The sequence below is a fragment of the Methylobacterium sp. 285MFTsu5.1 genome, from assembly GCF_000383455.1.
Lineage (GTDB): Bacteria > Pseudomonadota > Alphaproteobacteria > Rhizobiales > Beijerinckiaceae > Methylobacterium.
In genome coordinates, this window is the sequence record NZ_KB911280.1 from 143332 (window position 1) to 170192 (window position 26861).

A 26861-nucleotide genomic window follows, 5' to 3' on the forward strand; every position below is an offset into this window, starting at 1 on the left:
ACGGGCTCCCGGGACGCGCGAAATCAGGCGCGCGGCTATCCGCGGGAGGAATCGGCGCAGGCCGGCACGGGGATCGCCGTCCGGTTCGCCAAGCGTTTGAACGTCGCGAACATGCCTTCCTAATTGCGGGTGTAGATCCCTGATCGCAAGCGGTCTTGGAACGGGAGCGGGGGACAACCCGCCCTCAGGGTTAACGCGATATGACGGAGCATGCGGGGATCAGATGAGGCTGCCCACCATCACGCTCCAGAGGGCTCCTGTTGGGCCGGTCAGGCCTGGATGCTCGTACACTGGTATCTGGATCCGTGGCGTCCAAATACTTGCTGGCGAATGGCTTCCTCATGAACCGTCGGATGACCGCGCGTCGTCCGGCAACGCCTTCGCCCGAAAGGTAGCCTCCGTGTCGAAGAACCCGACAGTCTGCATCGTCGAAAGTCTCGGATTCCTGGAGGAACAAACCCTGCGGGAGGGCGAGATCATCAGCAAGACGCTGCAACTGTCCGGCAAGCGGAGCGCGTACGTCTACATCAAGAGCGTCCCCGAGCTCATGGCCGTGGCAAGCGAGTTCGGCGACTCGTCACATCGCTACCTGCACCTGTCCTGCCACGGAAGCATCGACGACAAGGACCGGATGGAGGGCTTGGCCCTCACCACTGGCAGGATCCTGAACGCCAAGCTCGTGGCGCTCCTCAAACCTCACCTGGATGGCCGTCGTCTGTTCCTGTCGTCCTGCCTCGCCGCCCGCGGCGACTTCGCGGAGACCCTGATGGAGCAAAGCGGATGCCTGTCGGTGCTCGCACCCATGAACAAGATCGGGTTCGACGACGCCGCGGTGTTCTGGACCGCTTTCTACCACCTGATGTTCAAGGAGGAGCCGCGGGATAAGTCCGGCGCGCGCACTAAGAAACGGCGGGGGATGTCGAACAGGCGCATCGAGGAGAATGTCGGGACCTGCGCGAGGCTGGTCAACGAGCGCTTCCGCTTGTTCCTGCGAGGCGACGAGAAGGGCGAGGTGCGGCGGGTCACGATAGGCCCGCGAAAGGAATGAGACAGACGATCGACCGGCGTACAGGGACCAGTTCCGCGCGCTCAGGCGCGAGACGGAGCCCGAGGCAGCCGACGCCTTTCGTCCATGAGGGCGCCCGGGGCGGCAAGGTACCCTGCCATCATGCCGATGCGGCCGCCCCGGGAGCCTGCGACCCCCCCGCTGCCAGGTAGCGGCCCTTGAACCGGTCGTGGTTCGCCAGCGCCGCCGGAAGGTAGGGGCCGGACCCGGCGCATTGCGGGACCGACGTCAGTTCGAACCTCTCCGCAACGGTTGGGTGGACCGGCGCGTCATGGGCGACCTTCCGCACCTGCACGGCCCAGTTCCATGACGCGGAGAACCGGTGCAGGAACCTCGGGACGGAGCGCTCGATGGTGTCGTGCATGCCGGCGATCTCGCAGTGCTGCACGCCGTCCGCGGCCGGAAAAAGGTGAAGCTTCGGGTTCCCCGTCGCGTCGCCCGGCGCCTTCAGCCCGTCGACCCTGAGGCCGTCCGGGATGCGGGTGGCCTCCTCGACCATCCACTTCAGCGAGATGTCGGACAGCCGAGACTCTGCCTCGGGGTAGCTGCCCCCGATGTCGGAATGGTTGCCCGCAAACCAGAGCTGGACGAGTCGTGTGGGACCCTCGGCATGGTCATGCGCCCCGTCCTGAATGCCGCCCCAGGCGACGCGGTCGAAGTCCTTGCGGGTCTCGTCGATGGCATTGGCCGAGCGGGCATAGCGGACGAAGCGGCTGAGCAGGCGGTCGAAGTTCTCCCCCTTCCAATCCGCCATGTGCTTGCTGACGTCCCCCGGGTTGGGGAAGTCGCGTATCACCTTCCTGCGCGAGCCACGCTCCCGCAACCATAGCCAGGCGCCTCCCGCGATGACCGCGAGGAGAAGGATCCACCTGAAGGCGGCCCAGAATTGCAGTCCAGGATAGGCGTGCAGGAGACCGGCGAGGGCGGCGGCAGGCAGCATCCCGACCAGCGCCAGGCCGAGGGCCGCACCGACGCCAAGGCCCGCCTGTATCAGCAAACGCCGGGCCCCCGTGGCCCCGAGGGCCGCCACGGTGTCGAACACGCCGATGAAGTACGGCGCGGCGTTCGACCGACCGGGTTCGCCGGTCTCGTGGGCGGAGTCGTAACACTCCCGGAACCGGCGGGCCTGCTCGTCGCGCTCCGCCTCGTACTTCTCGCGCGGGTGGCCCGCCCCGTGCTCCAGGACGGTGTCGACCGCTTCCTGGGCGATGTCGCGGGCGGCCTTGCGGAAGCGGGGCAGAGGCCCACCCGCCCCGCGCGTAGGGATGCCGCACAGCATGAGGAGGTTCGCCACGCAACGTGCGGTGTAGGCACCGCGGCTGAACCCGATGAGGAAGATGCGGTCGCCCTGCCGGTAGTGGTTGATGATGAACTCGTAGCAGTCGACGATGTTCGTCGTGATGCCGCGGCCGGTGACCGAGGCCAGCAGCTTCTGGACGAAGCGCACGGGGGCGGTGAGCGCGGTCGCGCCGATGTCGGTTCCGAGGCCGGGGTCGTAGAACGCGACCTGCTCCGCCGGGTCGATGGAGCTGTCCGGCCCGGTGCGGCAGACCCGGTACATCTTGTAGACGTTGCTGACCCGTTGCTCGGGCCTCACCCCGCCGTCCTGGCCGGTGCCGTCCGAGAAGACGACGATGTTCTTCGGCATGCCCCATCCGGCCGTTCAGGCCGGCTCCTCGATCCGTTTCTAACCGGTCGCGCGGCTCCGCGCCGGGCGCTTGCCCTTGGCCGCCCCCGCGCCGGGGCTTACCTTCGTCGAGGCGCTCCGGCCGCCCTTGGCGGAAACAGGCCGCTTCTTGGCTACGGGCGCCGCGGCGGACCGCATCGCCTTGGCGGGCCGGGCCGGGACCGCCGGGGGAAGCGCGACCCGCACGGCCTTGACGGCGCCCTTGATGCCCTCGGCCACGTTCGCGAAGGCATGGTCCATCGACCGCCAGTCGCTCACGGTCCTCCCGTCGCGCGGAAGAACCTTCAGGTCGGATGCCCCGGTATCCTTCCAGGCGCAGGGCCGGACCACGACCACCACGATCCGCATGGAGCCCCTGGCCCGACGGCCCATGGCCCGCCTGTACTCCAACTGGCACCAGTGGCTGGCGATGTACTCCGGGCTCATTAGCGCGACGAAGATGTCCGCCTCGCGCAGCTTGCGCGAGATCTCGGTGTTCAGCCTGTCCCCGGCTTCCATGTCGCCGTCGAACCAGGTCTCGACCTCGTCGCGCTTCAACTGGGCGAGGTGGATCTGAAGCTTCGCCTGCTGGATCTCGTTCGCGTGGCAGTACGACACGAAGATCCGCACCTTCGCCTTCTTGGGCTTCGGCGCCGTGGCTTTCGCGGGAACCAAGGCACGCGTGCCCGGCGCCGCCCTCCTCGCTGGCGGCTTCGGCTTGTTGGTCCCTGACTTCACGGTCACGGCAGCCCCCTCGAACGCGGCGGCCAAGTTCGAGACTCAAGCCCCCTGGCCTCCTTTTGTTCCGCCGCCGGCCAGGCCGTCGGTCGCGTAACCTGCATCCGCCCGAGGGCAGACCCCGATTACGGCGGACGGGCCGTGAGCCCCCTGGGCGAGACCAGCGGGAGCGGCAAGGCCGGGAGGGGGCGTAACTCACCGCGATGGGCGACGCCGTGCTCGGCGGGTTCCTCCGTATGGGGAGGGCGAGCGTGGCTATCGTTTCACGAACCCGATATCGGCGGCCACGGCCTTGAGCCGGTCCGGGTCGCGCTCCTTGCGCTCCGAGTAGCGGTCCACGAGGTAGTCGGATCGCTCCCGGGTCAGGAGCGTGAACTTCATCAGCTCCTCGCAGACGTCGACGACCCGGTCGTAGAGTGGGCCGGGCTTCATCCGGCCGGCCTCGTCGAACTCCTTGTAGGCCATCGGCACCGAGGACTGGTTCGGGATGGTGATCATCCGCATCCAGCGCCCGAGGATGCGCAGGCCGTTCACGGCGTTGAACGACTGCGAGCCGCCCGAAACCTGCATCACGGCCAGGGTCCTGCCTTGCGTCGGGCGCACCGACCCCTCCGACAGGGGCAGCCAGTCGATCTGGCTCTTCATCACCCCGGTCATGGCGCCGTGGCGCTCGGGGCTGACCCAGACGTGCCCCTCCGACCAGATCGAGAGGTCCCGGAGTTCCTGGACCTTCGGGTGATCGGCGGTGCTGTCGTCGGGCAGCGGCAGGCCGTGCGCGTCGTAGATCCGCACCTCGCCGCCCATCGCCTCAAGCAAGCGCGCGGCCTCGTAAGCGAGGAAGCGGCTGAACGAGCGCTCCCGGAGCGATCCGTACAGGATCAGGAAGCGTGGGGCGTGGGTGAACGGCGCAACCACCTGCAGGCTGGCACCGGTCGGGATCTCGAAGTGCCCCTCGCTCAGGTTCGGCAGGCCGTCGGTGAAGGGCTGTGCGGGCTTGTCCAAGGATCTGCATTCCTGTACGTTCAAAAGGTGATTTGATAATTGTAGAGATGATGGACGAGACGCAAGCCCTCGCCGCCTTCCTCGCCCTCGGGCAGGAGCACCGCCTCCGTCTGGTGCGGGCGCTGGTGACCGCCGGGCCCGGGGGGCTGGCCTCCGGCGTCCTGGCCGACGCGGTCGGCGTGTCCGCGGCCACCGTGTCCCATCACCTCAAGGAACTGAGCCATGCCGGGCTGGTCACGTCCCGCCGCGAGGGCCGCTCGATCATCTACAGCGCCGCCTACCCGGCGCTGTCGGACCTCGTCCAGTTCCTGATGCGCGACTGCTGCCAGGGCCATCCGGAGGTCTGCGCCCCCGCCGTGGCCGCTCTTGCCGCCTGCGACTGCACCATCGGAGAGACCGCCCATGCCTGAGCCGTTCGACGTCGTGATCTACCACAACCCGGATTGCGGCACGTCCCGCAACGCCCTGGCGATGATCCGCAACGCCGGCATCGAGCCGCACGTGGTGGAGTACCTCAAGACGCCTCCGAACCGGGCGCTCATCAGACGCATGCTCGACCGCGCCGGCCTGTCGGTGCGTGACGCCCTACGCGAGAAGGGCACGCCCTTCGCCGAGCTCGGCCTCGGGGACCCGGCGCTGACCGACGGGCAACTCCTCGACGCGGTCGAGGCGCATCCTGTGCTGCTCAACCGTCCGCTCGTGGTCAGCCCGAAGGGCGTGCGCCTGTGCCGGCCATCCGAGGCGGTCCTGGACCTGTTGCCCGAGCAGCAGGGCGAGTTCGTCAAGGAAGACGGCGAGCGGGTCGTGGACGAGCAGGGCCGCCGCGTCGCCACCGCCTGAAGCATCCCATGGAACGATAAGAAGAAAACGCCCGGATGCTCGCGCTCGCCATATTCCTCGTCACCCTCGTCTTCGTCATCTGGCAGCCCAAGGGCCTCGGGATCGGGTGGAGCGCGCTCGCCGGCGCGGGCGTCGCTCTGGCCACCGGGGTGATCCATCCCGGCGACATCCCGGTGGTCTGGCACATCGTCTGGGACGCCACCTTCACCTTCGTGGCGCTCATCATCATCTCGCTTCTGCTCGACGAGGCCGGCTTCTTCCACTGGGCCGCGCTCCACATCGCCCGATGGGGCGGGGGCAAGGGTCGTCGCCTGTTTCCCCTGGTCGTGCTCCTCGGCGCGGCCATCGCGGCGGTGTTCGCCAACGACGGCGCCGCGCTGCTGCTCACGCCCATCGTCCTCGCGATCCTGCTCAGGCTCGACTTCAAGCCGGCGGCGGCGCTCGCGTTCATCGTCGCCTGCGGGTTCGTGGCGGATTCGACCTCCTTGCCGCTGGTGATCTCGAACCTCGTCAACATCGTCTCGGCCAACTTCTTCGACGTGACCTTCGGCCGGTACGCCGCCGTGATGGTGCCGGTGAACCTCGTCTCCCTGGCGGCGACGCTGCTGGTGCTGTGGGCCTACTTCCGGCGCGACGTGCCGGCGACCTATCCCGTGGACGCCCTGGAGCGCCCGGCCGAGGCGATCCGCGACCCGCTCGTGTTCCGTGCGGCGTTCCCGCTGCTCGGCATCCTGCTGCTGGCGTACTTCGTCACCGCGCCGTTCGGGGTGCCGGTGTCGGCCGTGACCTGTGCGGGCGCCGCGGTGCTGCTGCTCCTCGCGAACCGGGGCGGGACCATCCCGATCCGCAAGGTGCTGACCGGAGCGCCCTGGCAGATCGTCCTGTTCAGCCTCGGCATGTACCTCGTGGTCTACGGCCTGCGGAACGCCGGCCTGACCGACGAGCTGGCCAAGGGCCTGGTCTGGCTCGCCGGTCATGGCCCATGGGTCGCCACGGTCGGCACCGGCTTTGCGGCGGCCATCCTGTCGTCGGTGATGAACAACATGCCGAGCGTGCTGATCGGGGCGCTCTCGATCCAGCAAGCCCCTGACCTCTCTCCGCTGACCCGCGAGTTGATGGTCTACGCCAACGTCATCGGCTGCGACCTCGGCCCGAAGTTCACGCCCATCGGCAGCCTCGCCACCCTGCTCTGGCTGCACGTCCTCGACAGCAAGGGCCAGAGGATTACCTGGGGCCAGTACATGAAGGTCGGCCTGGTCATCACCACGCCCGTGCTGCTGGTCACGCTGCTGGCGCTGGCGGCGTGGCTGCCACTGCTCGGCACGCGGTAATGGGCTCCCGATACGTCGCTAATTCGGCAATCGTCGAAATAATGTCTTGACCGGTCGTAGGTCATCGGCCAGCTTATTTCCATGAACCTCGAACAAGCAGCCAAGCAGCTTGAGGCCCTCGGCAACCCGACCCGCCTCGCCATCTACCGGACCCTGGTCCGGGCGGGTCATGCGGGCCTGCCGGTGGGCCAGGTTCAGGACCGGCTGGGCATCGCGGCCTCGACGCTGTCCCACCACCTTCACCGCCTGATCCTCACCGGCTTGGTAACGCAGGAGCGTCACGCCACCTCCCTCATCTGCCGGGCGGTCTATCCCGCGATGAACGATCTCGTCGGCTTCCTCGTGAACGAGTGCTGCGCGGACGCGGGCTGTGTCGGCACGAGCACGGCCGCCTGAATTTTTTCGGTCCGTTAATTCGATAATTCTGGAAATAATGGAGGAAGCGATGATCGAGAGCTTGTCCCGTCTGCCGGTCGCGGTGATCGGCGCTGGCCCCGTGGGCCTGACGGCCGCGGCGCACTGCCTGGAACGCGGTCTGCCCGTGAAGGTCTACGAGGCGGGGGCGGCCGTCGCCGCGAACGTACGCGACTGGGGCCACGTCCGGCTGTTCTCGCCGTGGGAGTTCAACATCGACCCGGCGGCGCGGCGGATCCTGCTGGCGACAGGGTGGTCGGAGCCGCCCGCGGATGGCTATCCGACCGGGCATGAGTTGGTGGAGGCCTATCTCGCACCCCTCGCCGCCGCACCGGAGATGGCCGCCATCGTCGAGACCGGCGTCCGCGTCCACGCCATCGGCCGCCACGGCATCGATAAGGTGATCTCCCGGGGCCGCGAGACGCGGCCCTTCGTGCTCGCGGCTACGGATGGGCAAGGCCGAGCGAGGCGCGACCTCGCCCGCGCGGTGATCGACGCCTCCGGGACTTGGGCGAGCCCGAACCCTGCCGGGGCCAACGGCCTTCCCGCCGCGGGCGAAGCCGACTTGGCGGATCGGATCACCTACCGCGTCCCGGATGTCCTGGAACGGGAACGGGGCGTCTATGCCGGCAAGACGACGCTCGTCGTCGGAGGGGGGCATTCGGCGGCCAACGTGCTGCTGGACCTCGCCCGGCTGGCCGAGGATGCCGAGGGCACCGTAATCCTGTGGGCGACACGCGGCTCGGATCTGACGCGGCTCTACGGCGGCGGCGCGAACGACAAGCTCGCCGCGCGTGGCGCGCTCGGCAGCAACCTGCGCGCCCTCGTCGAGGGCGGCCGCGTCCGACTGACCAAGGGGTTCGCGGTGACGGGGGTCAAGCCCGAAGGGGGGAGGCTTTTGGTCGAAGGCGAGACGTGCTGCGGGCCACGCGTGCTCGGCCCGGTCGACAACCTTGTGGCCGCGACCGGCCAACGGCCCGATCTGGCGCTCACCCGGGACCTCCGCCTCGACTTTGATCCTTGGCTTGAGGGCGCCCGCGCGCTCGCGCCGCTGATCGATCCGAACCTGCATTCATGCGGCACGGTCTATCCGCACGGCCATCGCGAGCTCGCGCACCCCGAGCCGGGGTTCTACACGGCCGGCATCAAGAGCTACGGCCGTGCGCCGACGTTTCTGATGATGACGGGCTACGAGCAGGTGCGTTCGATCGTGGCCGCGCTGGACGGCGATTTGGCCGCCGCCGATGCCGTGCAGTTGACCCTCCCGGAAACGGGCGTGTGCTCGACGTCGCGCAGGGAAGATGGCTGTTGCGGCGAGCCGGCCCCCGATCCTCGGACGGCGTCCTGCTGCGGGCAGGCGGCGTGAGCGAGGGTCGACGCTGGCCGGTGATCTCCGCCCTGGGGGTGATCGAGATCCTCGCCTGGGGGTCCTCGTTCTACCTGCCGGCGGTGCTCGCCGGGCCGGTGGCGGACGGCACCGGCTGGTCCCTGGCCTGGGTGGTCGGTGGGCTATCGCTCGGCCTGCTGGTCGCCGCGTTCGCCTCGCCGCACGTCGGGGCGGCGATCCATCGCCACGGCGGTCGCCCCGTCCTGGCGCTGGCCGCGCTTCTGCTGACGGTCGGGCTCACCACGCTGGCCCTCGCGCCCGTTCTGCCGGTCTACCTCGCCGGCTGGCTGCTCCTCGGCCTTGGCATGGGCTGCGGGCTGTATGACCCGGCCTTCGCGACACTCGGCCGGCTCTACGGCGCGGAGGCGCGGCCGGCGATCACGACGCTGACCCTGTGGGGCGGGTTCGCCAGCACCGTGTGCTGGCCACTCTCCGCGTTCCTGGTCGCGCAGGTCGGCTGGCGGGGGGCCTGCCTAGCCTACGCAGGCCTGCACCTCACGGTCACCCTGCCGCTTGTGCTCCTGCTCATCCCGAAGGCCCAGGCGCTGCCGGCTGGCACGGGGCATCGCCAGGCCGACACTGGACCGCTATCCGGCGCGGAGCGGCGCGCGTTCCTCCTGTTCGCGGGGGTGCTGATCCTCGGCGGCGCGATCATGTCGTTGGTGTCGGTCCACCTGCTGACGCTCCTGCAGGCGCGGGGCGTCGCGCTGGCGTCGGCGGTGTCCTACGGGGCGCTGATCGGCCCGGCGCAGGTCGGCGCCCGCATCGTGGAGATGTCGTTCAAGGGCCGCCACCACCCGCTCTGGACCCTAACCGCGGCCCTGGCGCTGGTCGCCCTCGGCCTGGTGCTACTCGCCCTGGGCCTGCCCGGCGTCGGGGTCTGGCTGGTGCTCTACGGCGGCGGCAACGGCATCTATTCGATTGCACGGGGCACGGTGCCCCTGGCCCTGTTCGGTCCCGTGCGCTACCCGCTGGTCGTCGGCCGACTGGCGAGGCCGGGGTTGGTCGCGCAGGCGCTTGCGCCGCCAGCCGGCGCGTTCGTGATCACCCACGCCGGCCCGGACGTGCTGTGGTGGTCGCTTACGGTCCTGGCGCTGGCCAACCTCGGCCTCATCGCCGGGCTCTGGCGGTGCAGGTCGATCAGCGTAACGGCCCCGGACTTGCCCACAGGATTTCGCCCGCCCGCGGGGAAAGGAAGAAAGGGGTCCGGCTGCGGGCGTGCCTGAATGCGCATTCGCGATGGGTCCGACGGCCTACGCGTAACGCGCCGCCGCTATGATCAACACCAGCGCGACCAGCACCAGCGCCATCGCCCCGGCGAGCGACCGGGCCGCAGCCTTGCGGATCTCCGGACGGACGCGCCGCCGCCGTCGCGAGCACGGGCCCCAGTCGAGTTGCTCCCGCGCGACCTTTTTGCCGGCCATCGACGCCTCCTAGATCGCGAGCCGGGGAGCCCCGGACGCGAGCGCTTCGTCCTCGACCCGGGCGGTGACGTGCCGGATGGCGGGGAGCGACAGGACCAGGCCACTGTCGTCCGTGACCATGCGCGCGGCGTCGGGCCGCGGCGCGAGGCTGCCGGTGAACAGGCCGCCCACCACCCCGGCCGCCATGCAGGCCAAGGTCAGGGCGAGCGCCCTTGCCTGGCGCCCCTTGTTCCGGCCCGCCGCGAAGCCCGGGGGAATGCCACCCCCGTGCGAATGTCCGTGTCCCATGTCGCTCCCGTTCCTCGTTGCCGCCCGACACAGGCTCAGGGGTCGTCGTGTCCGATGAGGTCGGCGACGTGCGCGCCGGCCGGGTGTCCGGTCGCGGCACGGTGGGCCGTCGAACAGGTGGCGTAACCGGGGCCGGACGTTGTCATGACGAGCTCGCGCCGACCGTCGCCGACCTCACGGATGGCGAGGAACGCCCCGCCTCCCGGCCAGACCTCGGAATCGGGCGACGGCCCCGGGTCGGGCTCGCCGTAGCGGCGGACGCCCTCGTCGTGGATGGCTTGGCGCGCCCGCGCGAACGCCTCGCCGGCCAGGGGCAGGCCGACCCAGACGACCTGCTGCAGGCCCTCCTCCCGACAGACCACCAGCACGACCTCGGCGGTCTCCGAGCCTACGGCCGGTCGCCAGCCCCGCGGGTAGTACAACGCGGTCAGGTTCGCCTCACGGTCCACCTTGAGCGGCCGCGGCACCGTCGCGACCGGACCCCAGGCGAGACCGAACGGCGCCTCTCCGGCGATGGCCGCGCAGGCCGATGCCATGACGGCCGTCACCGCCGCGCACCATGGGGCGGTCCGCATCGGGTTACTCCGCCGCCTTGAGGTGGCGACGCTCCGATTCCCGCGCTAGCGGCGCGGCCTTCGCGGGAGCGATCCTGCCAAAGCGGGCGTAGAGCGCCGGCAGCACGACCAGCGTCAGGAGCGTCGCGCTGATCAGGCCGCCGATGACTACGGTGGCGAGCGGGCGCTGGATCTCGGCCCCGGTCTCGGTGGCGATGGCCATCGGCACGAAGCCGAGCGAGGCGACCAGGGCCGTCATCGCCACTGGCCGGAGCCGGGTCATGGCCCCCTCCAGGATCGCCTCCCGCTTCGGCCGGCCTTCCGCCACGAGCTGCTTGATGAAGGTCAGCATCACCAGCCCGTTGAGGACCGCCACGCCGGATAGCGCGATGAACCCTACCGCGGCCGGCACCGACACCGGCATCCCGCGAAGCCACAGCGCCGCGATGCCGCCGGTCAGGGCCAGCGGCACGGCGCTGAACACCAGAGCCGCGTCCCGCGGCGAGCCCAACGCCGAGTACAGCAGCAGGAAGATCAGGAAGAAGCAGACCGGCACCACGACCATCAGCCGTCGCTTGGCCGAGGCGAGGTTCTCGAACTGGCCACCCCAGGTCACGAAGTAGCCCGGCGGCAACCGCACCTGGCTCCCGACCTTCGCCTGAGCCTCCGCCACGAGCGAGCCGATGTCCCGCCCGCGGACGTTGGCGGTGACGACGACCCGGCGCTTGCCGTTCTCGCGGGAGATCTGGTTCGGGCCCTCCGTGACCGAGAAGCCCGCCACCTGCTTGAGCAGGACCGAGCTCGCCTTGCCGTTCGGGCCTGGCGGCAGCGGCACCGGGATGTTCTCCAGGGCCTCGCGGTCCTCGCGCACCTTGTCGTTCAGGCGCACGACGATGGGGAAGCGCCGGTCGCCCTCGAACACGACGCCGGCCTCCTTGCCGCCGATGGCTGCGCCAATGACCTCCTGGATCGCCCCGGTGCTCAGGCCGTAGCGGCCGGCCTCGGCCTTGTTGATCCTGATCTCCAGGAACGGCAGGCCCGCCGTCTGCTCGACCTTCACGTCCTCGGCGCCGTCGATGCCCTTGAGGACCGCCGCGACCTGGTTGGCCGCCTTAAGCATCGGCTCGAACTCCTCTCCGAACACCTTCACGGCGAGGTCACCCCGGGTGCCGGCCAGGAGCTCGTTGAAGCGCAGCTGGATGGGCTGCGAGAACTCGTAGACGTTGCCCGCGAGCGCCCCGACCGCCTTCTCGATCCGCTCCTGCAGTTCGGCCTTGGACAGGCTCGGGTCGGGCCATTCCTCCTGCGGCTTGAGCATCACGAATGTGTCGGAGGAATTCGGAGGCATCGGGTCGGAGGCGACCTCGGCCGTGCCGGTCTTCGAGAACACGTAGGCGACCTCCGGGAACTTAGAGACCGCCTTCTCGACGTTCAACTGCATCGCCTGCGACTGTGTCAGCGAGGTCGACGGGATGCGTGTCGCGTTCAGCGCGATGCTCTTCTCGTCGAGTTGCGGGATGAACTCGGTCCCGAGCCGGGTGAACAGAAGACCCGCCCCGACGAGCAGCAGCAGCGCCGCGCCGATGAAGGCGAAGGGGCCGCGCACCGCCGCCCCGAGCACCGGCCGGTAGGCGGCCTTCAGCGCCCGGATGATGAGGTTGTCCGTCTCGGTGACCTTGCCGGTGATGACGATGGCGATGAGCGCCGGCACGAAGGTCAGCGACAGGACAAAGGCCGAGACCAGGGCGATGATCACCGTGAGCGCCATCGGCTCGAACATCTTGCCCTCGACGCCCGTGAAGGTCAGGAGCGGGACGTAGACCAGGATGATGATCGCCTGCCCGTAGAGGGACGGCTTGATCATCTCCTCGGCCGACGCCCGCACGGTCTCCAGGCGCTCATCGGTGTCGAGGGCGCGCCCGACGGCGTGCTGCCGCTCGGCGAGGTGGCGGAGCGCGTTCTCGGTGATGATCACCGCCCCGTCGACGATGAGCCCGAAATCGAGCGCCCCAAGGCTCATCAGGTTCGCCGAGATCCTCGCCTCGACCATTCCGCTCATGGTTATCAGCATCGCCACCGGGATGACGAGCGCCGTGATGACCGCCGCCCGGATGTTGCCGAGCAGCAGGAACAGGATGACGATGACCAGCGCCGCCCCCTCGGACAGGTTCTTGGCCACCGTCCTCACGGTCGCCTCGACGAGGCGGGTGCGGTCGAGGACGGTCTGGACCTCGACGCCCGGCGGCAGGCTCCTGCGGATCTGCTCCATGCGGGCATCGACGGCGGCGGCCACCGTGCGGCTGTTCTCGCCGATCAGCATCAGGGCGGTGCCGATCACGACCTCCTGGCCGTCCTCGCTCCCGGAGCCGGTGCGCAGGTCGCGCCCGATGCGGACCTCGGCGATGTCCTTGACCCGCACCGGCACGCCGCCCCGGGTCGCGACGACCACGTTGCCGATGTCGTCCATGTCCTCCAGGCGGCCGGCGGCGCGCACGACGTAGCCCTCGCCGTTGTCCTCCAGGTAGCGGGCGCCCTGGTTGGCGTTGTTGCTCTCCAGGGCGCGCGCGACGTCCGTGAAGGACAGGTCGAGGGAGGCGAGCTTATTGGGGTCCGGCTGGACGTGGTACTGCTTCTCGAAGCCGCCGATGCCGTCGACGCCGGCCACTCCGGGCACGGTCTTGACCTGGGGCCGGATGATCCAGTCCTGGACCGTGCGTAGGTACGCGGTCTGCTCTAGGTCCGTCGCCAGTCGCTGGCCTTCGGGCGTCAGGTAGCTGCCGTCCGGCTGCCAGCCCGGCGTGCCCGCCTTCACGGTCCTCCGCTCGCCGGGCTTCGCGTAGTGGATCGACCACATGTAGATCTCGCCCAGGCCCGTCGAGATCGGGCCCATGGCGGGCTCGGCGCCGGGCGGCAGGTCCCGCTTCACCTGGGACAGGCGCTCGGCGACCTGCTGGCGGGCGAAGTAGATGTCGAGCTTCTCCGCGAAGACCGCGGTGACCTGCGAGAAGCCGTTGCGCGAGAGCGAGCGGGTGTATTCGAGCCCCTTGATACCGGCGAGCGCGGTCTCGACCGGGTAGGTGACCTGCTTCTCGATGTCGACCGGCGACAGGGAGGGCGCGGTCGTGTTGATCTGCACCTGGTTGTTGGTGATGTCCGGGACCGCGTCGATGGGCAGCCTGGTCACCGCGTAGCCGCCGAAGCCGGCGGCGAACAGCGACAGCAGCAGCACCAGCCAGCGCTGGTGGACGGAGAAGTCGAGGATCTTCGAGATCATGTCCGGCCCCCTCAATGGTCGTGGTCGGCTTCGCTCTTTCCGAGCTCGGCCTTGAGGAGGAAGGTGTTGGCGACGGCGATCTCCTCGCCGGGCTTCAGCCCGGAGACGACCTCGAAGCCGTCGTCGTCGGAGCGCCCGAGCTCGACCTCGCGCTTCTCGAAGCCCTCGTCCGTGCGCACGAAGACGACGCGCTTGCCCTCGATGGTCTGGAGCGCCGTCTTGCCCACCCGCACCGGCACTGCGTCCGTGGCGGTCTCGACCTCGGCGGTGACATAGGTGCCGGGGCGCCAGGCCAGGTCCTTGTTGGGCAGGGAGACCACCACCCGAGCGGAGCGGGTCTCGGCATTCAGGAACGGGCTGACGAACACCACCTTGCCCTCCGCGCTGCGGCCGCCGCCCTTGACGGCGACCCGCGCGCCTTCCCGGACCTCGGCGAGTTCCGTGGTCGGCACCGCGAGCTCGATCCACACCGTGGACAGGTCCGCGACGGTGTAGACATCGGCGGGGTCGCCCTCCTTGCCGACCGCGGTGCCGACGTCGACCTTGCGCTCGACTATGCGGCCGGCGATGGGCGCGCGCAGTTCATACTGGCGCAGGGTCGAGGTGTTGGGCGTCGCTTCGTCGCGCTTCTGCGCGGCCGCCACCTCGGAGGCGTTCAGGCCAAGCGCCGAGAGCTTCTGGCGGGCGAGGTCGACCCGGAGCTGGTTCTCCTGGAACACGGCCTTGGCGTTGTCGAACGCGGCCTGGGACGCCGCCGCGGACGCCAGCAGCCTCTGCTGGCGGTCGAAGTTGATCTTCTGCAGCTCGGACTGGACCATGGCGGTGAGGTAATCGCTCTTGGCGTCGGCAACCTCCCGGCTGTCGAGCACGGCGACGACCTCGCCCTTCCTGACGTCGTCGCCGAGACGCTTGCGCATCTCGGACACCGTTCCGACCACGCGGGCCGGGACGCGGGCGATGCGGTCGGTGTCGGGCGTGACCGTGCCGGGCACCAGGATGTGCCGGGAGAGCGTGCCGCCCGCCGCCTTGGCGACCCCGATGTCCTGGCTTTCGACCTGCTCGGCCGTCATCTTGACGTGGCCGTCCTCGCCCTCGGCCTCGGAATGCCCGTGCTCGCCGTCGGCGTGGCCTTCGGCCTTCGGGGCGGCCGCCTGGCCGTGGTCGTGGCCATCACCCTCGGCATGGCCACCCTGGCGGTCGGGCGCCGTCGCTTGGGTGTCGGCGCCCGGCCCGGCGGCGAAGGTGAACGTCGATGGTGGAACCCCGGCCGAGGCGAGAAGGCCGCGAACGAAGCCGGACACGGCGGGAACGGCGGCGCCCACGAGGACGCCAACGGCCACCAGGGCCGCGGTGAGGAGGATGCGCATGGTGCCTGCCCATCGGGACGCCGGTGCCGTATCGGCATCCAGGTCGGTCCCGTTGCGATGACGTGAGGAAGCGGTCCCGGGGCGTTTTCGGCCCGGGTTTCAGGACGCGCGCCTTCGCGGCGTCACCTCAGGCGCGGGGGGGCCTCGGCAGGCGGTCGGGGAAGATCGAGGACAGGGTCGCGTCGACCGGCGCGTAGCACGGCCGAGACAGCGTGGCGGGCGCCGCCGCGCCCGTTCCGTCGAGCGGCATGGCCACATGGCAACCGCAATGGACGTGGCAGGCAGTGCCGGGGTCGGCCTTCCGGGCAGAAGCGGGCATCAGGTCGGACGCCATGACCAGTTCCGTCCGGCCATGGTCGAGGTGGCCCTGGTGATACGCCAGGTCCTCGGCGAGGCCCGCCGTCGGGAGGGCCACCGCCAGCGCGAGGACGAACGCGAGCGCGTGGGCGGCGGTCGCCCACCACCCCGTCCATGCCCCGAAGGCCTTCTGGCGTCCCGCCGGCTTCATCGAAGTCCTTATGCGCGATTCAAGCGGTCGGCCACAAGCCACCGGGGTGCTGAACATCGTCTTCAGTCCCTGTTCAACGCCGCCTCGGCAGCTTGTCCCGATCCAAGGACTGGGAGACCGGCAATGAGACGACGCATGATCGCCCTGGCGGCGGCCGCAGCCATCCTCGCCCCGGCCGCGGCCTCCGCCCAATACTACGACGGGGGCTACGGCTATCGGCGCCCGCACGACCACGTCGAGGTCTACCGGCACGGGGACCATGACGACGTCGTCGTCGAGCATCATCATCCGCGCCGCTACGAGGACAGGTCGTTTTACGGCGAGCGGCGTCATCATCATCACCACGACTTCGACGATTGACGTCGCGGGTCCGAACGGTCCGTCTATGCGGACGTCGATGGGGTGACCGTGGATCGGGGCGTGCGGCCCCCCGCCTATCCGACCATCTCCTCAAGCAGCAGCAGCAAGAGGAAGCCCGTGAAGAACATCGCGGTGACCCATGGTCGATCCTCGGTCTCGTGCGCCTCGACGAGTAGCTCCTCGGTGACGAGGTAGAGAAGCGCGATCAGGCCGAAAGCCAGGAAGCCGCCCTGGACCGCGACCGGCATCGCGGCGACGGGGCCGCCGAGCAAGGCTCCGACGGGGAGCAACAGGACCAGCCCGGCGGTCGCGCCGACGACCTTCCAGCGCGATCCGCCGCCTTCGCCGAGCTCGTTGGCGACGGTCAGGCCGAGGAACAGCACCTCGATGGTGAGGGCCACCGTCAGGAGGATGCCGGCCTTGGCGCCGGCCGCGAAGGCGATGCCGAGGACGAGGCCGTCCACGAGGATGTCGATGCCGGTGACGGCCATCAGCCCGACGGGGCCTTCCAGGCGCCGTTCCAGCGTCCGGACGCCGAGCATCGCCGCGATCCCGACCCCGCCCCCGAGGACGATGGCCCAGACCGAGCCCGTGTGCTTGAGGTCGGGCAGGATCTCGCCGGCCGCGGCGGCGAAGACCACGCCGGCGGCGAAGTGCTGGACGGCGCTGACCAGGACGGGTCCCGGCCGCAGGTTGACGGCGACGGCGGCGCCGAGGATGGCCGCCGCCACGGGGATCAGGGTGTAGGCCCAGGCTTGCATCCCGACCTCAGACCACGTGATCGGGCACGAGCGAGCAGGCGTTGTCCGCGCTCGTCTCGACTTGCAGGGTGGTGTGGCCGATCCCGAATCGCCCATCCATCGCGTGGGCCGCTTCCATGAGGAACGCGTCCCCCGGCGCCCCGCCCGGCATGACGAGGTGGGCCGTCAGGGCGACGTCCGTGGTGCTCATCGACCAGATGTGCAGGTCGTGGATGGCGGCGACGCCAGGCAGGCTCTGCAGGTGACCGCGGACCGCGGCCGGGTCGATGCCCGGAGGAACCGCCGCCAGCGACATCGCGAGGCTGTCGCGAAGCAGGCCCCACGTGCTCCAGACGATGACGGCGACGATACCGAGGCTCACGACCGGATCGAGCCAGGTCCACCCGGTGTAGAGGATCACGAGGCCGGCGAGGACCACGCCCGCGGAAACGGCCGCGTCCGCCGCCATGTGCAGGAAGGCGCCGCGGATGTTGATGTCGCCCTTGGCGCCGGAGGCGAACAGCCAGGCGGTGATCCCGTTGACGAGGATGCCGACGGCGGCGACGACCATCACGGTCTTGCCGGCGACCGGGGCGGGCTCGCCGAACCGCTGGATGGCCTCCCATCCGATGGCGCCGACCGCGACGAGGAGGAACACGGCATTGAACAGGGATGCCAGGATCGAGGACCCCTTCATCCCGTAGGTGTAGCGCGCGCTCGGGGACCGCTTCGCCAGGACCGAGGCGACCCAGGCCACGACCAGGCCGAGCACGTCGGAGAGGTTGTGGCCGGCGTCCGCGAGGAGGGCCACGGAGTTTCCGAGGACGCCGTAGATCGCCTCGACCGCGACGAAGGCGAGGTTGAGGCCGATGCCGATGGCGAAGGCCTTGCCGAAGTTCGCGGGCGCATGGACATGGCCGAGGCCGCCGTGACCGTGGTCGTGGTGCTCGTGCCCGCCTTGATCATGGTCATGACCGTCGTGGTCGTGGTGTCCCGTCATCGTCGACCCTCTCGCCCCCGACCCTGCCGGGCCTCGATGCATGCGGGGGCCGTAACTCCTCTAGTCGCTGGAGGAGCAAGGCGGCGTTGAAGGTTGAAATGCCGCACCCCGCCATTCAGTGCCGCTCGCTGAGGCACTCGCCGTGGTCGGCCAGGACCTCGATGATCCGGCATTCCCGCACGTGCCCGCCGGAACACTGCTCGACCATGGCCTGGACCTCCTGCCGGAGCCCGGTGAGCCGGGCGATCCGGTCGTCGATGTCGGCGAGGTGCTTGCGGGCGATGGCGTCGGCCTCGCCGCAGGGGCGGTCGGGCTGCCCTGCGAGGTCCAGCAGGGCCTGGATGTCCTCGATCTCGAAGCCGAGCTCCCGGGCGTGCCGGATGAACCGCAGGCGGCGCACGTCGGCCTCGCCGTAGCTGCGTCGGTTGCCGTCCGTGCGCTCCGGCCTCGGGAGCAGCCCCCGCCCCTCGTAGAACCGGATGGTCGGGACCTTCACCGCCGTGCGGCGCGACAGCTCCCCGATGGCGATGGGCCTCATGCCGCTTGCTCCTCCAGTCGCTAGAGGAAGTAGGGTCCCCCAGGCGATACGGAAGGCACCCCTCATGAGCGACGCCGCGACCCTGGACCGGATCGACGCGACCCCGACGCGCCTGCGGGTCACGGGCATGGACTGCGCCTCCTGCGCGGCCAAGGTCGAGACGGCGGTCCGGCGGCTCCCCGGCATCGAGTCGGTGGACGTGTCGGTGGCGACGGAGACCCTCACGGTCCGGCACGGACCGGGGACGAGCGCCGGGGCCATCGCCGCGACGGTGCGCGGTCTCGGCTACGGCGCGGAGGACCCGGACGCGGCCACACCTTGGGAACAGGCCGCGGATCTCCCCTGGTGGCGGGCGCCGAAGGCGCTGCTGGCATTCGCCTGCGGCGCGGCCCTGGTGCTGGCCTACGTCGTCGGCCAGGTCGCGCCCGCGACCGGGCGCTGGCCCTTCCTCGCCGCCATGGCGGTCGGGCTGGTGCCGGTCGCGCGGAGGGCCCTGTCGGCGGCCCGTTACGGCACGCCGTTCTCCATCGAGACGCTGATGACGATAGCCGCAGTCGGCGCCACCGCCATCGGGGCGACCGAGGAAGCGGCCACCGTCGTCTTCCTGTTCCTGGTCGGCGAGGTCCTGGAGGGCGTGGCCGCAGGCCGTGCCCGGGCCGGCATCCGCGGGCTCACCGGCCTCGTGCCGGACACCGCCCTACTGGAGCGGGATGGCGCGACCGAGCGGGTTCCGGCGGCGAGCCTCCGCGTCGGGGCGACCGTGCTGGTTCGCCCCGGCGACCGGGTCCCGGCGGACGGGACGGTCCTCGATGGCGAGACCGCGGTCGACGAGGCGCCCGTGACCGGTGAGAGCGTGCCCAGGCCCAAGGTGGCGGGCGACGCGGTCTTCGCAGGCACGATGAACGGGGACGGCGTCGTCCGGGTGCGGGTGACAGCGGCCGCGCGCGACAACACCATCGCCCGGGTCGTCCGGCTCGTCGAGGAGGCGCAGGAGGCGAAGGCACCGACCGAGCGGCTGATCGACCGGTTCGCCAAGGTCTACACGCCGGCCGTCGTCGCGGTGGCGGCCCTCGTGGCCGTGGCGCCCCCGCTCCTGGCCGGGGCGCCCTGGGGCGAGTGGGTCTACAAGGGCTTGGCCATCCTGCTGATCGGCTGCCCCTGCGCGCTGGTGATCTCGACGCCGGCCGCCATCGCCGCCGGGCTCTCGGCCGGTGCGCGGCGCGGTCTCCTCATCAAGGGCGGCGCCGTCCTGGAGCGCCTCGCCGCCGTGACGACGGTCGCGTTCGACAAGACCGGCACCCTGACCGAGGGCAAGCCGGCCGTGACCGACGTCGTGGCCTTCGGACGGTCCGAGCGGGACGTGCTGTCGCTCGCCGCGGCGCTGGAGGGCGGCTCCTCCCATCCGCTGGCCAAGGCCGTCCTGGCCAAGGCCGCCGAGGTCGGGGCGCCGGTCCCCCCGGCCTTCGGGGCGCAGGCCCTCGGCGGAAAGGGCGTCGCCGGCAAGGTCGGGGGCATCGACCTGTTCCTCGGCTCCCCGCGCGAGGTGGCCGCCCGCGCGCCGTTCGCGCCCGGGGAGGCGGCGCAGGTCTCCGCCCTCCAAGGCGAAGGCAAGACGGTGTCCGTGCTCCTCGCGAACGGGTCGGTGGCCGGGCTGATCGCGATGCGGGACGAACCTCGGGCCGATGCGAAGGCGGGCATCAACCGCCTCGCAGCGGAGGGCATCGGGAGCCTCATGCTGACCGGCGACAACGCGCGCACGGCCCGGGCCGTGGCCGACGCCCTCGGCATCGAGACGCGGGCGGAACTCCTGCCGGAGGACAAGCAGGGGATCGTGCGCGGGCTCCAGGCCGGCGGTGCGGTCGTGGCGAAGGTCGGCGACGGCATCAACGATGCGCCCGCGCTCGCGGCCGCCGATGTCGGCATCGCGATGGGCGGCGGCACCGACGTGGCGCTGGAGACGGCCGACGCGGCGGTCCTGCACGGGCGTGTCGCCGACGTGGCGCGCATGGTCGAGCTCTCGCACCGGACGCTGGCCAACATCCGGGCGAACATCGCCATCGCGCTCGGCCTCAAGGTGGTGTTCCTCGTCACCACCATCGCCGGCGTCACCGGCCTTTGGCCGGCCATCCTGGCCGACACGGGCGCCACCGTGCTGGTGACCGGGAACGCGCTGCGGCTGCTGCGGCTGAGGCTGGCCTAGGCATGGATGGGCCGCGGATGCGCGACCAAGTCGGGATGTCCGGCGCCCACCCGGGCCGGTTTCCGCATCGGGGCGCTCGAACCGAGCCAGACGACGCCCTTGACCTTCCCACGGTGGGAAGCCCCATCTCATCCGGACGTCATCCGAAGGAGTGCGTCATGATCCGTTTGAAGGTCGAGAAGATGGGATGCGGCGGCTGCGCCAAGTCCGTGACTGGCGCCGTGCAGGCCGTCGAGCCGAACGCAGGCGTCGAGGTCGACCTCGGGGCGAAGCTGGTCACCGTGTCGGGAACCACGGGACCTGCCGACCGGATCGCCCGGGCCATCGCAGAGGCCGGCTATCCGGCCGAGCCAGCCTGAGCCAAGCGCAACCAACCGGCGCGTTCGCCGTTACCGAGACCATCGGCTGGACTATCGCGCCGGCCCGGAATTTGGCATCCTTCATTCGTGACGTTCTGGCTCGCCCTCCGGCGACTGTTGCCGCTCCTGGCGGTCCTCAGTCTCGCCCTGACGCCGGTGACCGCTCCTGCGGCCACCGCGGGCATGCACGCCGCGATGCCGGCCGCCGTCCACGACCATCACGGCCACGCCATGCCCGATATGGGCATGGCCGACGACGGCTCCGGTCACGTCGACATGGCGGATATGGCCATGGACGACATGCCCTGCTGTCCGCACGAGAAGGCCGCCAGGCCGGATTGCGCCAAGGGCTGCCCGCTGATGGCGCTGTGCCTCGCCTCCGTCACCTCGCTCCTGCCCACGGCGGTCGTCCTCCCGGCGCCCGTCGGGAGGCGGGCGGACGTGGCCTGGCCCGCGCCATCCCCGTTCGCGAGCGTGCACGGGACGCCGCTACCCGAGCCTCCCCGAGCCTGAACCCGATGCCGCCGGCGTGAGCGCCGGCACGATGCCGCGCGCCTGCGCGCCGGCACCCATCGCGTTCAGGAGATGACACCCGTGATCAAGAACACCCTCGCGCGCCCGCTCACGGCGGCGCTGCTCGGTGCCGTGCTGTCGGTGCCGGCCCTCACCGCGTCCGCATTCGCGGACACCAAGGACTACCAGTTCCAACTTGTCCAGCCGGAGGCCAAGGTCGGCGACGCCGTCCTCGCCGTCCGGCTGGTGGACAAGCGCAGCGGCAAGCCGGTGACCGACGCCGTGGTCTTCGCCAAGCGGCTCGACATGGCCCCCGACGCCATGGAGGAGATGGCCACCAAGGTCGAGCAGGTGCCCTCGACCGAGCCCGGCATCTACCGCTTCAAGGCCCATCTCGGAATGCAGGGCCGCTGGCGCCTGTCGCTGGCCGCGAAGGTCCAGGGCGAGACCGGCACGGTCGAGGACAAGCTGATCATCCAGGCCGGGAAATGAACCGGTCCGCATGGCTCGCCGGGGTCCTCGCCGCGCTCGCGGCGGGGTCCGCCGGGTATTGGACCGGGCACGACGGTCCCGCCGTGTCCGACCTCGCGGGTCGAATGGCGGAGAGCCTGCCGATCGCGCTCGTGGACAGGGCGAGGGACGGCCTCGCTCGCCTGGTGCCGTCGGCGCCGGTGCCGGCGGCGGCCCGGCCCGCCGCCCCGTCCGGCCCGGTCGTCTACTACCGGGACCCGGACGGGAAGCCGGTCTACTCGCTCGCGCCGATGGTGACGGGGGACGGTCGGGAGTTCCGGGCAGTCCACACCAGCGAGGACGTGCGCTTCGACGTGGAGGACGCCGAGGACACGGCCAGGCCCGCCGGCATGGCGGCTCAAGACATGGGCGGCCACGGTATGGCCGGCCACGACATGGGCAAGGGCGGCATGGGCAAGGGCGGCGAAGGCGGCATGGCGGCAGGGTCGGCCGGACCCGGCCCGGGCAACCGGCGCGTCCTGTACTACCGCAACCCCATGGGCCTGCCCGACACCTCGCCGGTGCCGAAGAAGGACTCGATGGGGATGGACTACATCCCCGTCTACGCGGGCGAGGACGAGGGCGGAAACGTCGTGACCGTCTCGCCCGGCAAGGTCCAGCGGACCGGCGTGCGGACCGAGGTCGTGGACCGGCGGGTCGTGGCGCAGCCGGTGCGCGTGCCCGGCACGGTCGCCCTCGACGAGCGGCGCGTGACCGTCATAGCGACCCGGTCCGACGCCTACGTCGACCACGTCGAGAACGTCACCACCGGCGACCGCGTCCGGAAGGGCCAGGCCCTGGTCCACGTCTACTCGCCCGAGATCAACGCGGCCGCGGCCCAGTTGATCGCGAACCCCGGCTTCGACGGGGCGCGTAGAAGGCTCCAGAACCTGAACGTCTCCGAAGCCGTCATCGACGAGATGGTGCGCACCCGGACGGTGCCGATGGCCGTCACGTGGTCCTCGCCCCGGGACGGCCTCGTCCTGCAGCGGACCGCCATCGAGGGCATGAAGGCCGCCGCCGGCGACACCCTGTTTCGGATCGGCGACATCTCGACGATGTGGGTGCTGGCCGACGTGCCCGAGCGCGACCTTGCCGCGGTGCGCGTGGGCCAGCCCGTGACCGTCCGCCTTCGCTCGGCCCCGGGGAAGTCCTTTTCCGGCAAGGTCGCGGTGATCTACCCGCAGGTGAACGCCGACACCCGGGCAACGCGGGTGCGCATCGAGCTGCCGAACCCGGACGGCTCGCTGCTGCCCGACATGTACGCCGACGTCGAGATCGCCACCGGCGACGCCAAGCCTGTGGTGGCCGTGCCGGACGACGCCGTCATCGACACCGGGGAGCGCCAGGTCGTGCTCCTCGACCGCGGCGAGGGCCGTTTCGAGCCGAGGGCGGTGAAGGTCGGCGTCCGCGGCGAGGGCTACACCGAGATCCGCGACGGCGTCGCGGTCGGCGACCGGGTGGTGACGGCGGCGAACTTCCTGATCGACGCCGAGAGCAACCTGAAGGCGGCGCTGCAGGCCCTGGCGGCCCCGAAGGACGACCGGCAGGCTTTGAGCGCGGGAGGCACGCCGTGATCGCGCGCCTCATCGGCTGGTCCGCCCGCAACCTCGTCCTCGTGCTGGTCGGGACCGTGTTCGCCGTCGCCGCCGGCGTGCTGGCGCTGCGGACGCTACCGCTCGACGCCATCCCCGACCTCTCGGACGTGCAGGCCATCGTCTACACCGAGTACCCGGGGCAGGCGCCCCAGGTGGTCGAGGACCAGGTCACCTATCCGCTGACCACCGCCATGCTGACGGTGCCGCGGGCGAAGGTGGTCCGCGGCTTCTCGTTCTTCGGCGTGTCCTTCGTCTACGTCATCTTCGAGGACGGCACCGACCCGTACTGGGGCCGCTCGCGGGTGCTGGAGTACCTCAACGCGGCCGGCAGCAAGCTTCCGGCGGGCGTGACGCCGACGCTCGGACCCGACGCCACCGGCGTAGGCTGGGTCTACCAATACGTTGTCGTGGCCAAGGAGCGGACGCTCGCCGAGCTGCGCTCGATCCAGGACTGGGTCATCCGCTTCGGCGCCTCGCGCGCCGAGGGCGTGGCCGAGGTCGCGGGCGTCGGCGGCTTCGTGAAGCAGTACAACGTGGTGGTCGACCCGAACCGCCTGCGCGCCCAGGGCATCAGCCTCACCAAGCTCCGGGACGCGATCCGGTCGAGCAATGCCGACGTCGGCGGCCGCACGGTCGAGCTGTCCGAGTTCGAGTTCATGGTGCGCGGCCGGGGCTACCTGAAGGGCGTCTCCGACATCGAGAACATCGTGCTCAAGACCTCCGGCGGCACGCCGCTGCGGGTTCGGGACGTGGCCCGCGTCGAGCTCGGGCCGGACGAGCGGCGCGGCATCACCGAGATGAACGGCGAGGGCGAAGTCGCGGGCGGCATCGTCCTGCAGCGCTTCGGCGCGAACGCCCTCAGCGTCATCGAGGGGGTCAAGGCGAAGCTCGCCGAGGTGGCCAAGAGCCTGCCGGCCGGCACCGAGATCCTGCCGGTCTACGACCGCTCCCAACTCATCGACGCGGCCATCGACACCCTGCGACACACGTTGGTCGAGGAGAGCATCGTCGTCTCCCTGGTCTGCATGGTGTTCCTCCTGCACGTCCGCAGCGCGCTGGTGGCCATCCTGATGCTGCCGGTCGGTATCCTGATGGCGCTTGCCGGCATGAAGGCGCTCGGAATCGGCGCCAACATCATGAGCCTCGGCGGCATCGCCATCGCGGTCGGCGCCATGATCGACGCCGCCATCGTGATGATCGAGAACGCCCACAAGCACCTGGAGCGGGCGCCGCCGGGCAAGCCCCGGGTCGAGATCCTGGTCGAGGCAGCGAGCGAGGTCGGGCCGTCGCTGTTCTTCTCGCTCCTCGTGATCACCGTGAGCTTCCTGCCGATCTTCACCCTGGAGAGCCAGGAAGGCAGGCTGTTCGGGCCGCTCGCCTACACGAAGACCTTCGCCATGGCGGCCGCGGCGCTGCTGTCGGTGACCCTGGTCCCGGCGCTGATGGTGCTGTTCGTACGCGGGCGGATCGTCCCCGAGCACCGCAACCCGCTCAACCGCCTGCTCATCTGGCTGTACCGGCCGCTCATCGCCGGCGTTCTGCGGGCGCGGGTGCTCACCATCCTGCTCGCCGCGGGCGTGCTGGCGGCGACCGCATGGCCGGCCCGGCAACTCGGCTCCGAGTTCATGCCCGACCTCGACGAGGGCAGCCTGCTGTACATGCCGACGACCCTGCCGGGGATCTCGGTGACCAAGGCGGCCGAGCTCCTGGCCACCCAGGACCGCATCATCAAGTCCTTCCCCGAGGTGGCCTCGGTCTACGGCAAGGCCGGGCGCGCCAACACGGCGACCGACCCGGCGCCGATGGAGATGTTCGAGACGGTCATTACGCTGAAGCCGAAGGCGGAGTGGCGGCCGGGCGTGACGCTGGCGAGCCTCAAGGCGGAGATGGACACGGCCCTGCAGTTCCCGGGCGTGTCGAACGCCTGGACGCAGCCGATCCGCGCGCGCATCGACATGCTCTCGACCGGCATCCGGACGCCGGTCGGCATCAAGGTGCTGGGCACCGACCTGAAGCAGATGGAGGGCGTCGCCCGGCAGGTCGAGGCGGTGGTCCGGAACGTGCCCGGCACGTCGAGCGCCTACGCCGAGCGGGTCATCGGCGGCTACTTCCTCGACATCACGCCGGACCGCGAGGCGCTGGGCCGTTACGGGCTGATGGTCGGTGACGTGCAGGACGTCATCGCGACGGCGCTCGGCGGGCAGGCCGTGACGAACACGGTCGAGGGTCGCGAGCGCTATACCGTGAACGTGCGCTACCCCCGCGCCTTCCGCTCGGACCCGCGCGCCATCGCCGACGAGGTGCAGGTGCCCCTGCCGGTCGGCGGCACGGTGCCCCTGCGCGAGGTGGCCAAGGTGGAGATGACGCGGGGGCCGACCTCGATCCGCACCGAGAACGGGCAGCTCGCGGTCTACATCTTCGTCGACATCGCCGGACGCGACCTCGGCGGCTACGTGGCCGAGGCGCGCCAAGCCGTGGCCGACGAGGTGACGCTGCCCCAGGGCACGACGCTCCAGTGGAGCGGGCAGTACGAGTACCTGGAGCGGGCCGAGGCGCGGCTTCGGATCGTGGTGCCGCTCACGCTGCTCGTCGTCTTCCTGCTCCTCTTCCTGAACTTCCGGCGGCTGACCGAGACGCTCATCGTGATGCTGTCGCTGCCCTTCGCCCTGGTCGGCGGGGTGTGGCTGCTGTGGTGGATGGGCTTCAACATGTCGGTGGCCGTCGCGGTGGGCTTCATCGCGCTCGCCGGCGTCGCCGCGGAGACGGGGGTGATCATGCTGGTCTACCTCGACCACGCCTGGGACGAGGTGCTGGCCAGGTGCAGACGCGAGGAGCGCCCCCCGACGCGGGCGGACATGCGCGGCGCCATCATGGTCGGTGCGGTCGAGCGGGTACGGCCCAAGATGATGACGGTCGTCGCCATCATGGCCGGACTCGTCCCGATCCTGTGGAGCACTGGATCGGGCTCGGAAGTGATGCAGCGCATCGCCGTGCCGATGATCGGCGGAATGGTCTCCTCGACGGTGCTCACCCTCATCGTGATCCCCGCCGTCTACGCGCTCGTGAAGGGCTGGACGCTACCGCCGGGCAACCAATCCCAGGCGACGGCCGTCGAGGAGCCGACACATCACCGGGTCGCCGCCGAGTAGCGACGCCGCCCCCCAAACTTGCATCGAAGGAGCAA

At 70.4% G+C, this 26861-nt stretch carries 25 protein-coding genes and 1 pseudogene; 14 read left to right on the top strand and 12 right to left on the bottom strand.

Annotated elements, in window-relative coordinates:
• The first annotated feature begins 400 nt into the window (after positions 1-400).
• On the top strand, positions 401-1048 hold the full coding sequence (locus H288_RS0117575) for a CHAT domain-containing protein (RefSeq protein WP_020093893.1): 648 nt from the start codon (positions 401-403) through the stop codon (positions 1046-1048).
• 118 nt (positions 1049-1166) lie between these two features.
• Here H288_RS0117575 and H288_RS0117580 read toward each other — a convergent pair whose 3' ends face one another.
• The 3 genes from H288_RS0117580 to arsH form a co-directional block, all read right to left on the bottom strand.
• Positions 1167-2714: a DUF2235 domain-containing protein gene (locus tag H288_RS0117580; RefSeq protein WP_020093894.1), complete on the bottom strand. Its 1548-nt coding sequence runs from the start codon at positions 2712-2714 to the stop codon at positions 1167-1169.
• 39 nt (positions 2715-2753) lie between these two features.
• Complete coding sequence (locus H288_RS32455) at positions 2754-3407, bottom strand: toll/interleukin-1 receptor domain-containing protein (protein ID WP_020093895.1); 654 nt, start codon at positions 3405-3407, stop codon at positions 2754-2756.
• 318 nt (positions 3408-3725) lie between these two features.
• Positions 3726-4472, bottom strand: coding sequence for an arsenical resistance protein ArsH (gene arsH / locus H288_RS0117590; protein WP_020093896.1), 747 nt, complete (start codon positions 4470-4472; stop codon positions 3726-3728).
• A 50-nt stretch (positions 4473-4522) separates the two neighbouring features.
• Between arsH and H288_RS0117595 the strand changes: the two genes are divergently transcribed.
• The 6 genes from H288_RS0117595 to H288_RS32460 all read left to right on the top strand — a co-directional run bounded on the left by H288_RS0117595 (position 4523) and on the right by H288_RS32460 (position 9670).
• Positions 4523-4882, top strand: a complete 360-nt coding sequence (locus H288_RS0117595) for a metalloregulator ArsR/SmtB family transcription factor (protein ID WP_026605040.1) — start codon at positions 4523-4525, stop codon at positions 4880-4882.
• Positions 4875-5312 carry an arsenate reductase (glutaredoxin) gene (arsC, locus tag H288_RS0117600; protein WP_020093898.1) on the top strand — a complete coding sequence of 146 codons (438 nt, stop codon included), beginning with the start codon at positions 4875-4877 and terminating at the stop codon, positions 5310-5312. The genes H288_RS0117595 and arsC overlap by 8 nt, the downstream gene beginning before the upstream one ends.
• A gap of 35 nt (positions 5313-5347) precedes the next feature.
• Positions 5348-6643: an arsenic transporter gene (locus H288_RS0117605; RefSeq protein ID WP_020093899.1), complete on the top strand. Its 1296-nt coding sequence runs from the start codon at positions 5348-5350 to the stop codon at positions 6641-6643.
• An 81-nt stretch (positions 6644-6724) separates the two neighbouring features.
• Positions 6725-7039, top strand: a complete 315-nt coding sequence (locus tag H288_RS0117610; RefSeq protein ID WP_020093900.1) for a metalloregulator ArsR/SmtB family transcription factor — start codon at positions 6725-6727, stop codon at positions 7037-7039.
• Positions 7040-7088: 49 nt separating this feature from the next.
• Positions 7089-8423: an NAD(P)-binding protein gene (locus H288_RS0117615; protein ID WP_043712766.1), complete on the top strand. Its 1335-nt coding sequence runs from the start codon at positions 7089-7091 to the stop codon at positions 8421-8423.
• Positions 8420-9670, top strand: coding sequence for an MFS transporter (locus H288_RS32460; protein ID WP_081636490.1), 1251 nt, complete (start codon positions 8420-8422; stop codon positions 9668-9670). The genes H288_RS0117615 and H288_RS32460 overlap by 4 nt, the downstream gene beginning before the upstream one ends.
• 27 nt (positions 9671-9697) lie before the next feature.
• Here the strand turns inward: H288_RS32460 and H288_RS35125 are convergent, their stop codons facing one another.
• From H288_RS35125 to H288_RS0117650, 6 genes and pseudogenes are all read right to left on the bottom strand, one after another.
• Positions 9698-9868 carry a hypothetical protein gene (locus H288_RS35125; RefSeq protein WP_020093903.1) on the bottom strand — a complete coding sequence of 57 codons (171 nt, stop codon included), beginning with the start codon at positions 9866-9868 and terminating at the stop codon, positions 9698-9700.
• A 75-nt stretch (positions 9869-9943) separates the two neighbouring features.
• Positions 9944-10156 (bottom strand): annotated as a pseudogene (locus H288_RS0117630) (cation transporter); the annotation flags it as partial.
• A 35-nt stretch (positions 10157-10191) separates the two neighbouring features.
• Positions 10192-10692 carry a threonyl-trna synthetase gene (locus H288_RS0117635; RefSeq protein WP_245274517.1) on the bottom strand — a complete coding sequence of 167 codons (501 nt, stop codon included), beginning with the start codon at positions 10690-10692 and terminating at the stop codon, positions 10192-10194.
• A gap of 43 nt (positions 10693-10735) precedes the next feature.
• Positions 10736-13984, bottom strand: coding sequence for a CusA/CzcA family heavy metal efflux RND transporter (locus H288_RS0117640; RefSeq protein WP_020093906.1), 3249 nt, complete (start codon positions 13982-13984; stop codon positions 10736-10738).
• An 11-nt stretch (positions 13985-13995) separates the two neighbouring features.
• Entirely contained in the window at positions 13996-15351 is a 1356-nt protein-coding gene (locus H288_RS0117645; RefSeq protein WP_020093907.1) for an efflux RND transporter periplasmic adaptor subunit, read from the bottom strand.
• A 127-nt stretch (positions 15352-15478) separates the two neighbouring features.
• A complete protein-coding gene (locus H288_RS0117650) occupies positions 15479-15859 on the bottom strand; it encodes a hypothetical protein (protein ID WP_020093908.1) in 381 nt (126 codons plus the stop codon).
• Between the two features lie 135 nt (positions 15860-15994).
• Between H288_RS0117650 and H288_RS0117655 the strand changes: the two genes are divergently transcribed.
• Positions 15995-16219, top strand: coding sequence for a hypothetical protein (locus tag H288_RS0117655; protein ID WP_020093909.1), 225 nt, complete (start codon positions 15995-15997; stop codon positions 16217-16219).
• Positions 16220-16293: 74 nt separating this feature from the next.
• On the opposite strand, the gene H288_RS0117660 is transcribed toward H288_RS0117655, so the two are convergent.
• The 3 genes from H288_RS0117660 to H288_RS0117670 form a co-directional block, all read right to left on the bottom strand.
• Positions 16294-16980, bottom strand: a complete 687-nt coding sequence (locus tag H288_RS0117660; protein WP_020093910.1) for a transporter — start codon at positions 16978-16980, stop codon at positions 16294-16296.
• A gap of 7 nt (positions 16981-16987) precedes the next feature.
• Positions 16988-17959, bottom strand: a complete 972-nt coding sequence (locus H288_RS0117665; protein WP_020093911.1) for a cation diffusion facilitator family transporter — start codon at positions 17957-17959, stop codon at positions 16988-16990.
• A gap of 115 nt (positions 17960-18074) precedes the next feature.
• Positions 18075-18497: a helix-turn-helix domain-containing protein gene (locus H288_RS0117670; protein WP_020093912.1), complete on the bottom strand. Its 423-nt coding sequence runs from the start codon at positions 18495-18497 to the stop codon at positions 18075-18077.
• A gap of 64 nt (positions 18498-18561) precedes the next feature.
• On the opposite strand from H288_RS0117670, the gene H288_RS0117675 reads away from it, so the two are divergent.
• The 6 genes from H288_RS0117675 to H288_RS0117700 all read left to right on the top strand — a co-directional run bounded on the left by H288_RS0117675 (position 18562) and on the right by H288_RS0117700 (position 26826).
• Complete coding sequence (locus tag H288_RS0117675; RefSeq protein WP_020093913.1) at positions 18562-20697, top strand: heavy metal translocating P-type ATPase; 2136 nt, start codon at positions 18562-18564, stop codon at positions 20695-20697.
• A gap of 158 nt (positions 20698-20855) precedes the next feature.
• Complete coding sequence (locus H288_RS0117680; RefSeq protein WP_020093914.1) at positions 20856-21056, top strand: heavy-metal-associated domain-containing protein; 201 nt, start codon at positions 20856-20858, stop codon at positions 21054-21056.
• 87 nt (positions 21057-21143) lie between these two features.
• Positions 21144-21569 (top strand): hypothetical protein, encoded by a 426-nt coding sequence (locus tag H288_RS0117685; RefSeq protein WP_020093915.1) that lies wholly within the window; start codon positions 21144-21146, stop codon positions 21567-21569.
• A gap of 81 nt (positions 21570-21650) precedes the next feature.
• A complete protein-coding gene (locus tag H288_RS0117690; protein WP_020093916.1) occupies positions 21651-22061 on the top strand; it encodes a FixH family protein in 411 nt (136 codons plus the stop codon).
• A complete protein-coding gene (locus tag H288_RS0117695; protein WP_020093917.1) occupies positions 22058-23656 on the top strand; it encodes an efflux RND transporter periplasmic adaptor subunit in 1599 nt (532 codons plus the stop codon). The genes H288_RS0117690 and H288_RS0117695 overlap by 4 nt, the downstream gene beginning before the upstream one ends.
• Positions 23653-26826, top strand: a complete 3174-nt coding sequence (locus tag H288_RS0117700) for a CusA/CzcA family heavy metal efflux RND transporter (protein ID WP_020093918.1) — start codon at positions 23653-23655, stop codon at positions 26824-26826. Before H288_RS0117695 ends, H288_RS0117700 begins: the two co-directional genes overlap by 4 nt.
• Positions 26827-26861: the final 35 nt, after the last annotated feature.

Coding starts and splice junctions, on each gene's coding strand:
- H288_RS0117580 (WP_020093894.1), bottom strand. CDS start 2,714: ATGCCGAAGAACATCGTCGTCTTCTCGGACGGCACCGGCCAGGACGGC.
- H288_RS0117595 (WP_026605040.1), top strand. CDS start 4,523: ATGGACGAGACGCAAGCCCTCGCCGCCTTCCTCGCCCTCGGGCAGGAG.
- arsC (WP_020093898.1), top strand. CDS start 4,875: ATGCCTGAGCCGTTCGACGTCGTGATCTACCACAACCCGGATTGCGGC.
- H288_RS0117605 (WP_020093899.1), top strand. CDS start 5,348: ATGCTCGCGCTCGCCATATTCCTCGTCACCCTCGTCTTCGTCATCTGG.
- H288_RS0117610 (WP_020093900.1), top strand. CDS start 6,725: ATGAACCTCGAACAAGCAGCCAAGCAGCTTGAGGCCCTCGGCAACCCG.
- H288_RS0117615 (WP_043712766.1), top strand. CDS start 7,089: ATGATCGAGAGCTTGTCCCGTCTGCCGGTCGCGGTGATCGGCGCTGGC.
- H288_RS35125 (WP_020093903.1), bottom strand. CDS start 9,868: ATGGCCGGCAAAAAGGTCGCGCGGGAGCAACTCGACTGGGGCCCGTGC.
- H288_RS0117635 (WP_245274517.1), bottom strand. CDS start 10,692: ATGGCATCGGCCTGCGCGGCCATCGCCGGAGAGGCGCCGTTCGGTCTC.
- H288_RS0117640 (WP_020093906.1), bottom strand. CDS start 13,984: ATGATCTCGAAGATCCTCGACTTCTCCGTCCACCAGCGCTGGCTGGTG.
- H288_RS0117645 (WP_020093907.1), bottom strand. CDS start 15,351: ATGCGCATCCTCCTCACCGCGGCCCTGGTGGCCGTTGGCGTCCTCGTG.
- H288_RS0117650 (WP_020093908.1), bottom strand. CDS start 15,859: ATGAAGCCGGCGGGACGCCAGAAGGCCTTCGGGGCATGGACGGGGTGG.
- H288_RS0117655 (WP_020093909.1), top strand. CDS start 15,995: ATGATCGCCCTGGCGGCGGCCGCAGCCATCCTCGCCCCGGCCGCGGCC.
- H288_RS0117660 (WP_020093910.1), bottom strand. CDS start 16,980: ATGCAAGCCTGGGCCTACACCCTGATCCCCGTGGCGGCGGCCATCCTC.
- H288_RS0117665 (WP_020093911.1), bottom strand. CDS start 17,959: ATGACGGGACACCACGACCACGACGGTCATGACCATGATCAAGGCGGG.
- H288_RS0117670 (WP_020093912.1), bottom strand. CDS start 18,497: ATGAGGCCCATCGCCATCGGGGAGCTGTCGCGCCGCACGGCGGTGAAG.
- H288_RS0117675 (WP_020093913.1), top strand. CDS start 18,562: ATGAGCGACGCCGCGACCCTGGACCGGATCGACGCGACCCCGACGCGC.
- H288_RS0117680 (WP_020093914.1), top strand. CDS start 20,856: ATGATCCGTTTGAAGGTCGAGAAGATGGGATGCGGCGGCTGCGCCAAG.
- H288_RS0117695 (WP_020093917.1), top strand. CDS start 22,058: ATGAACCGGTCCGCATGGCTCGCCGGGGTCCTCGCCGCGCTCGCGGCG.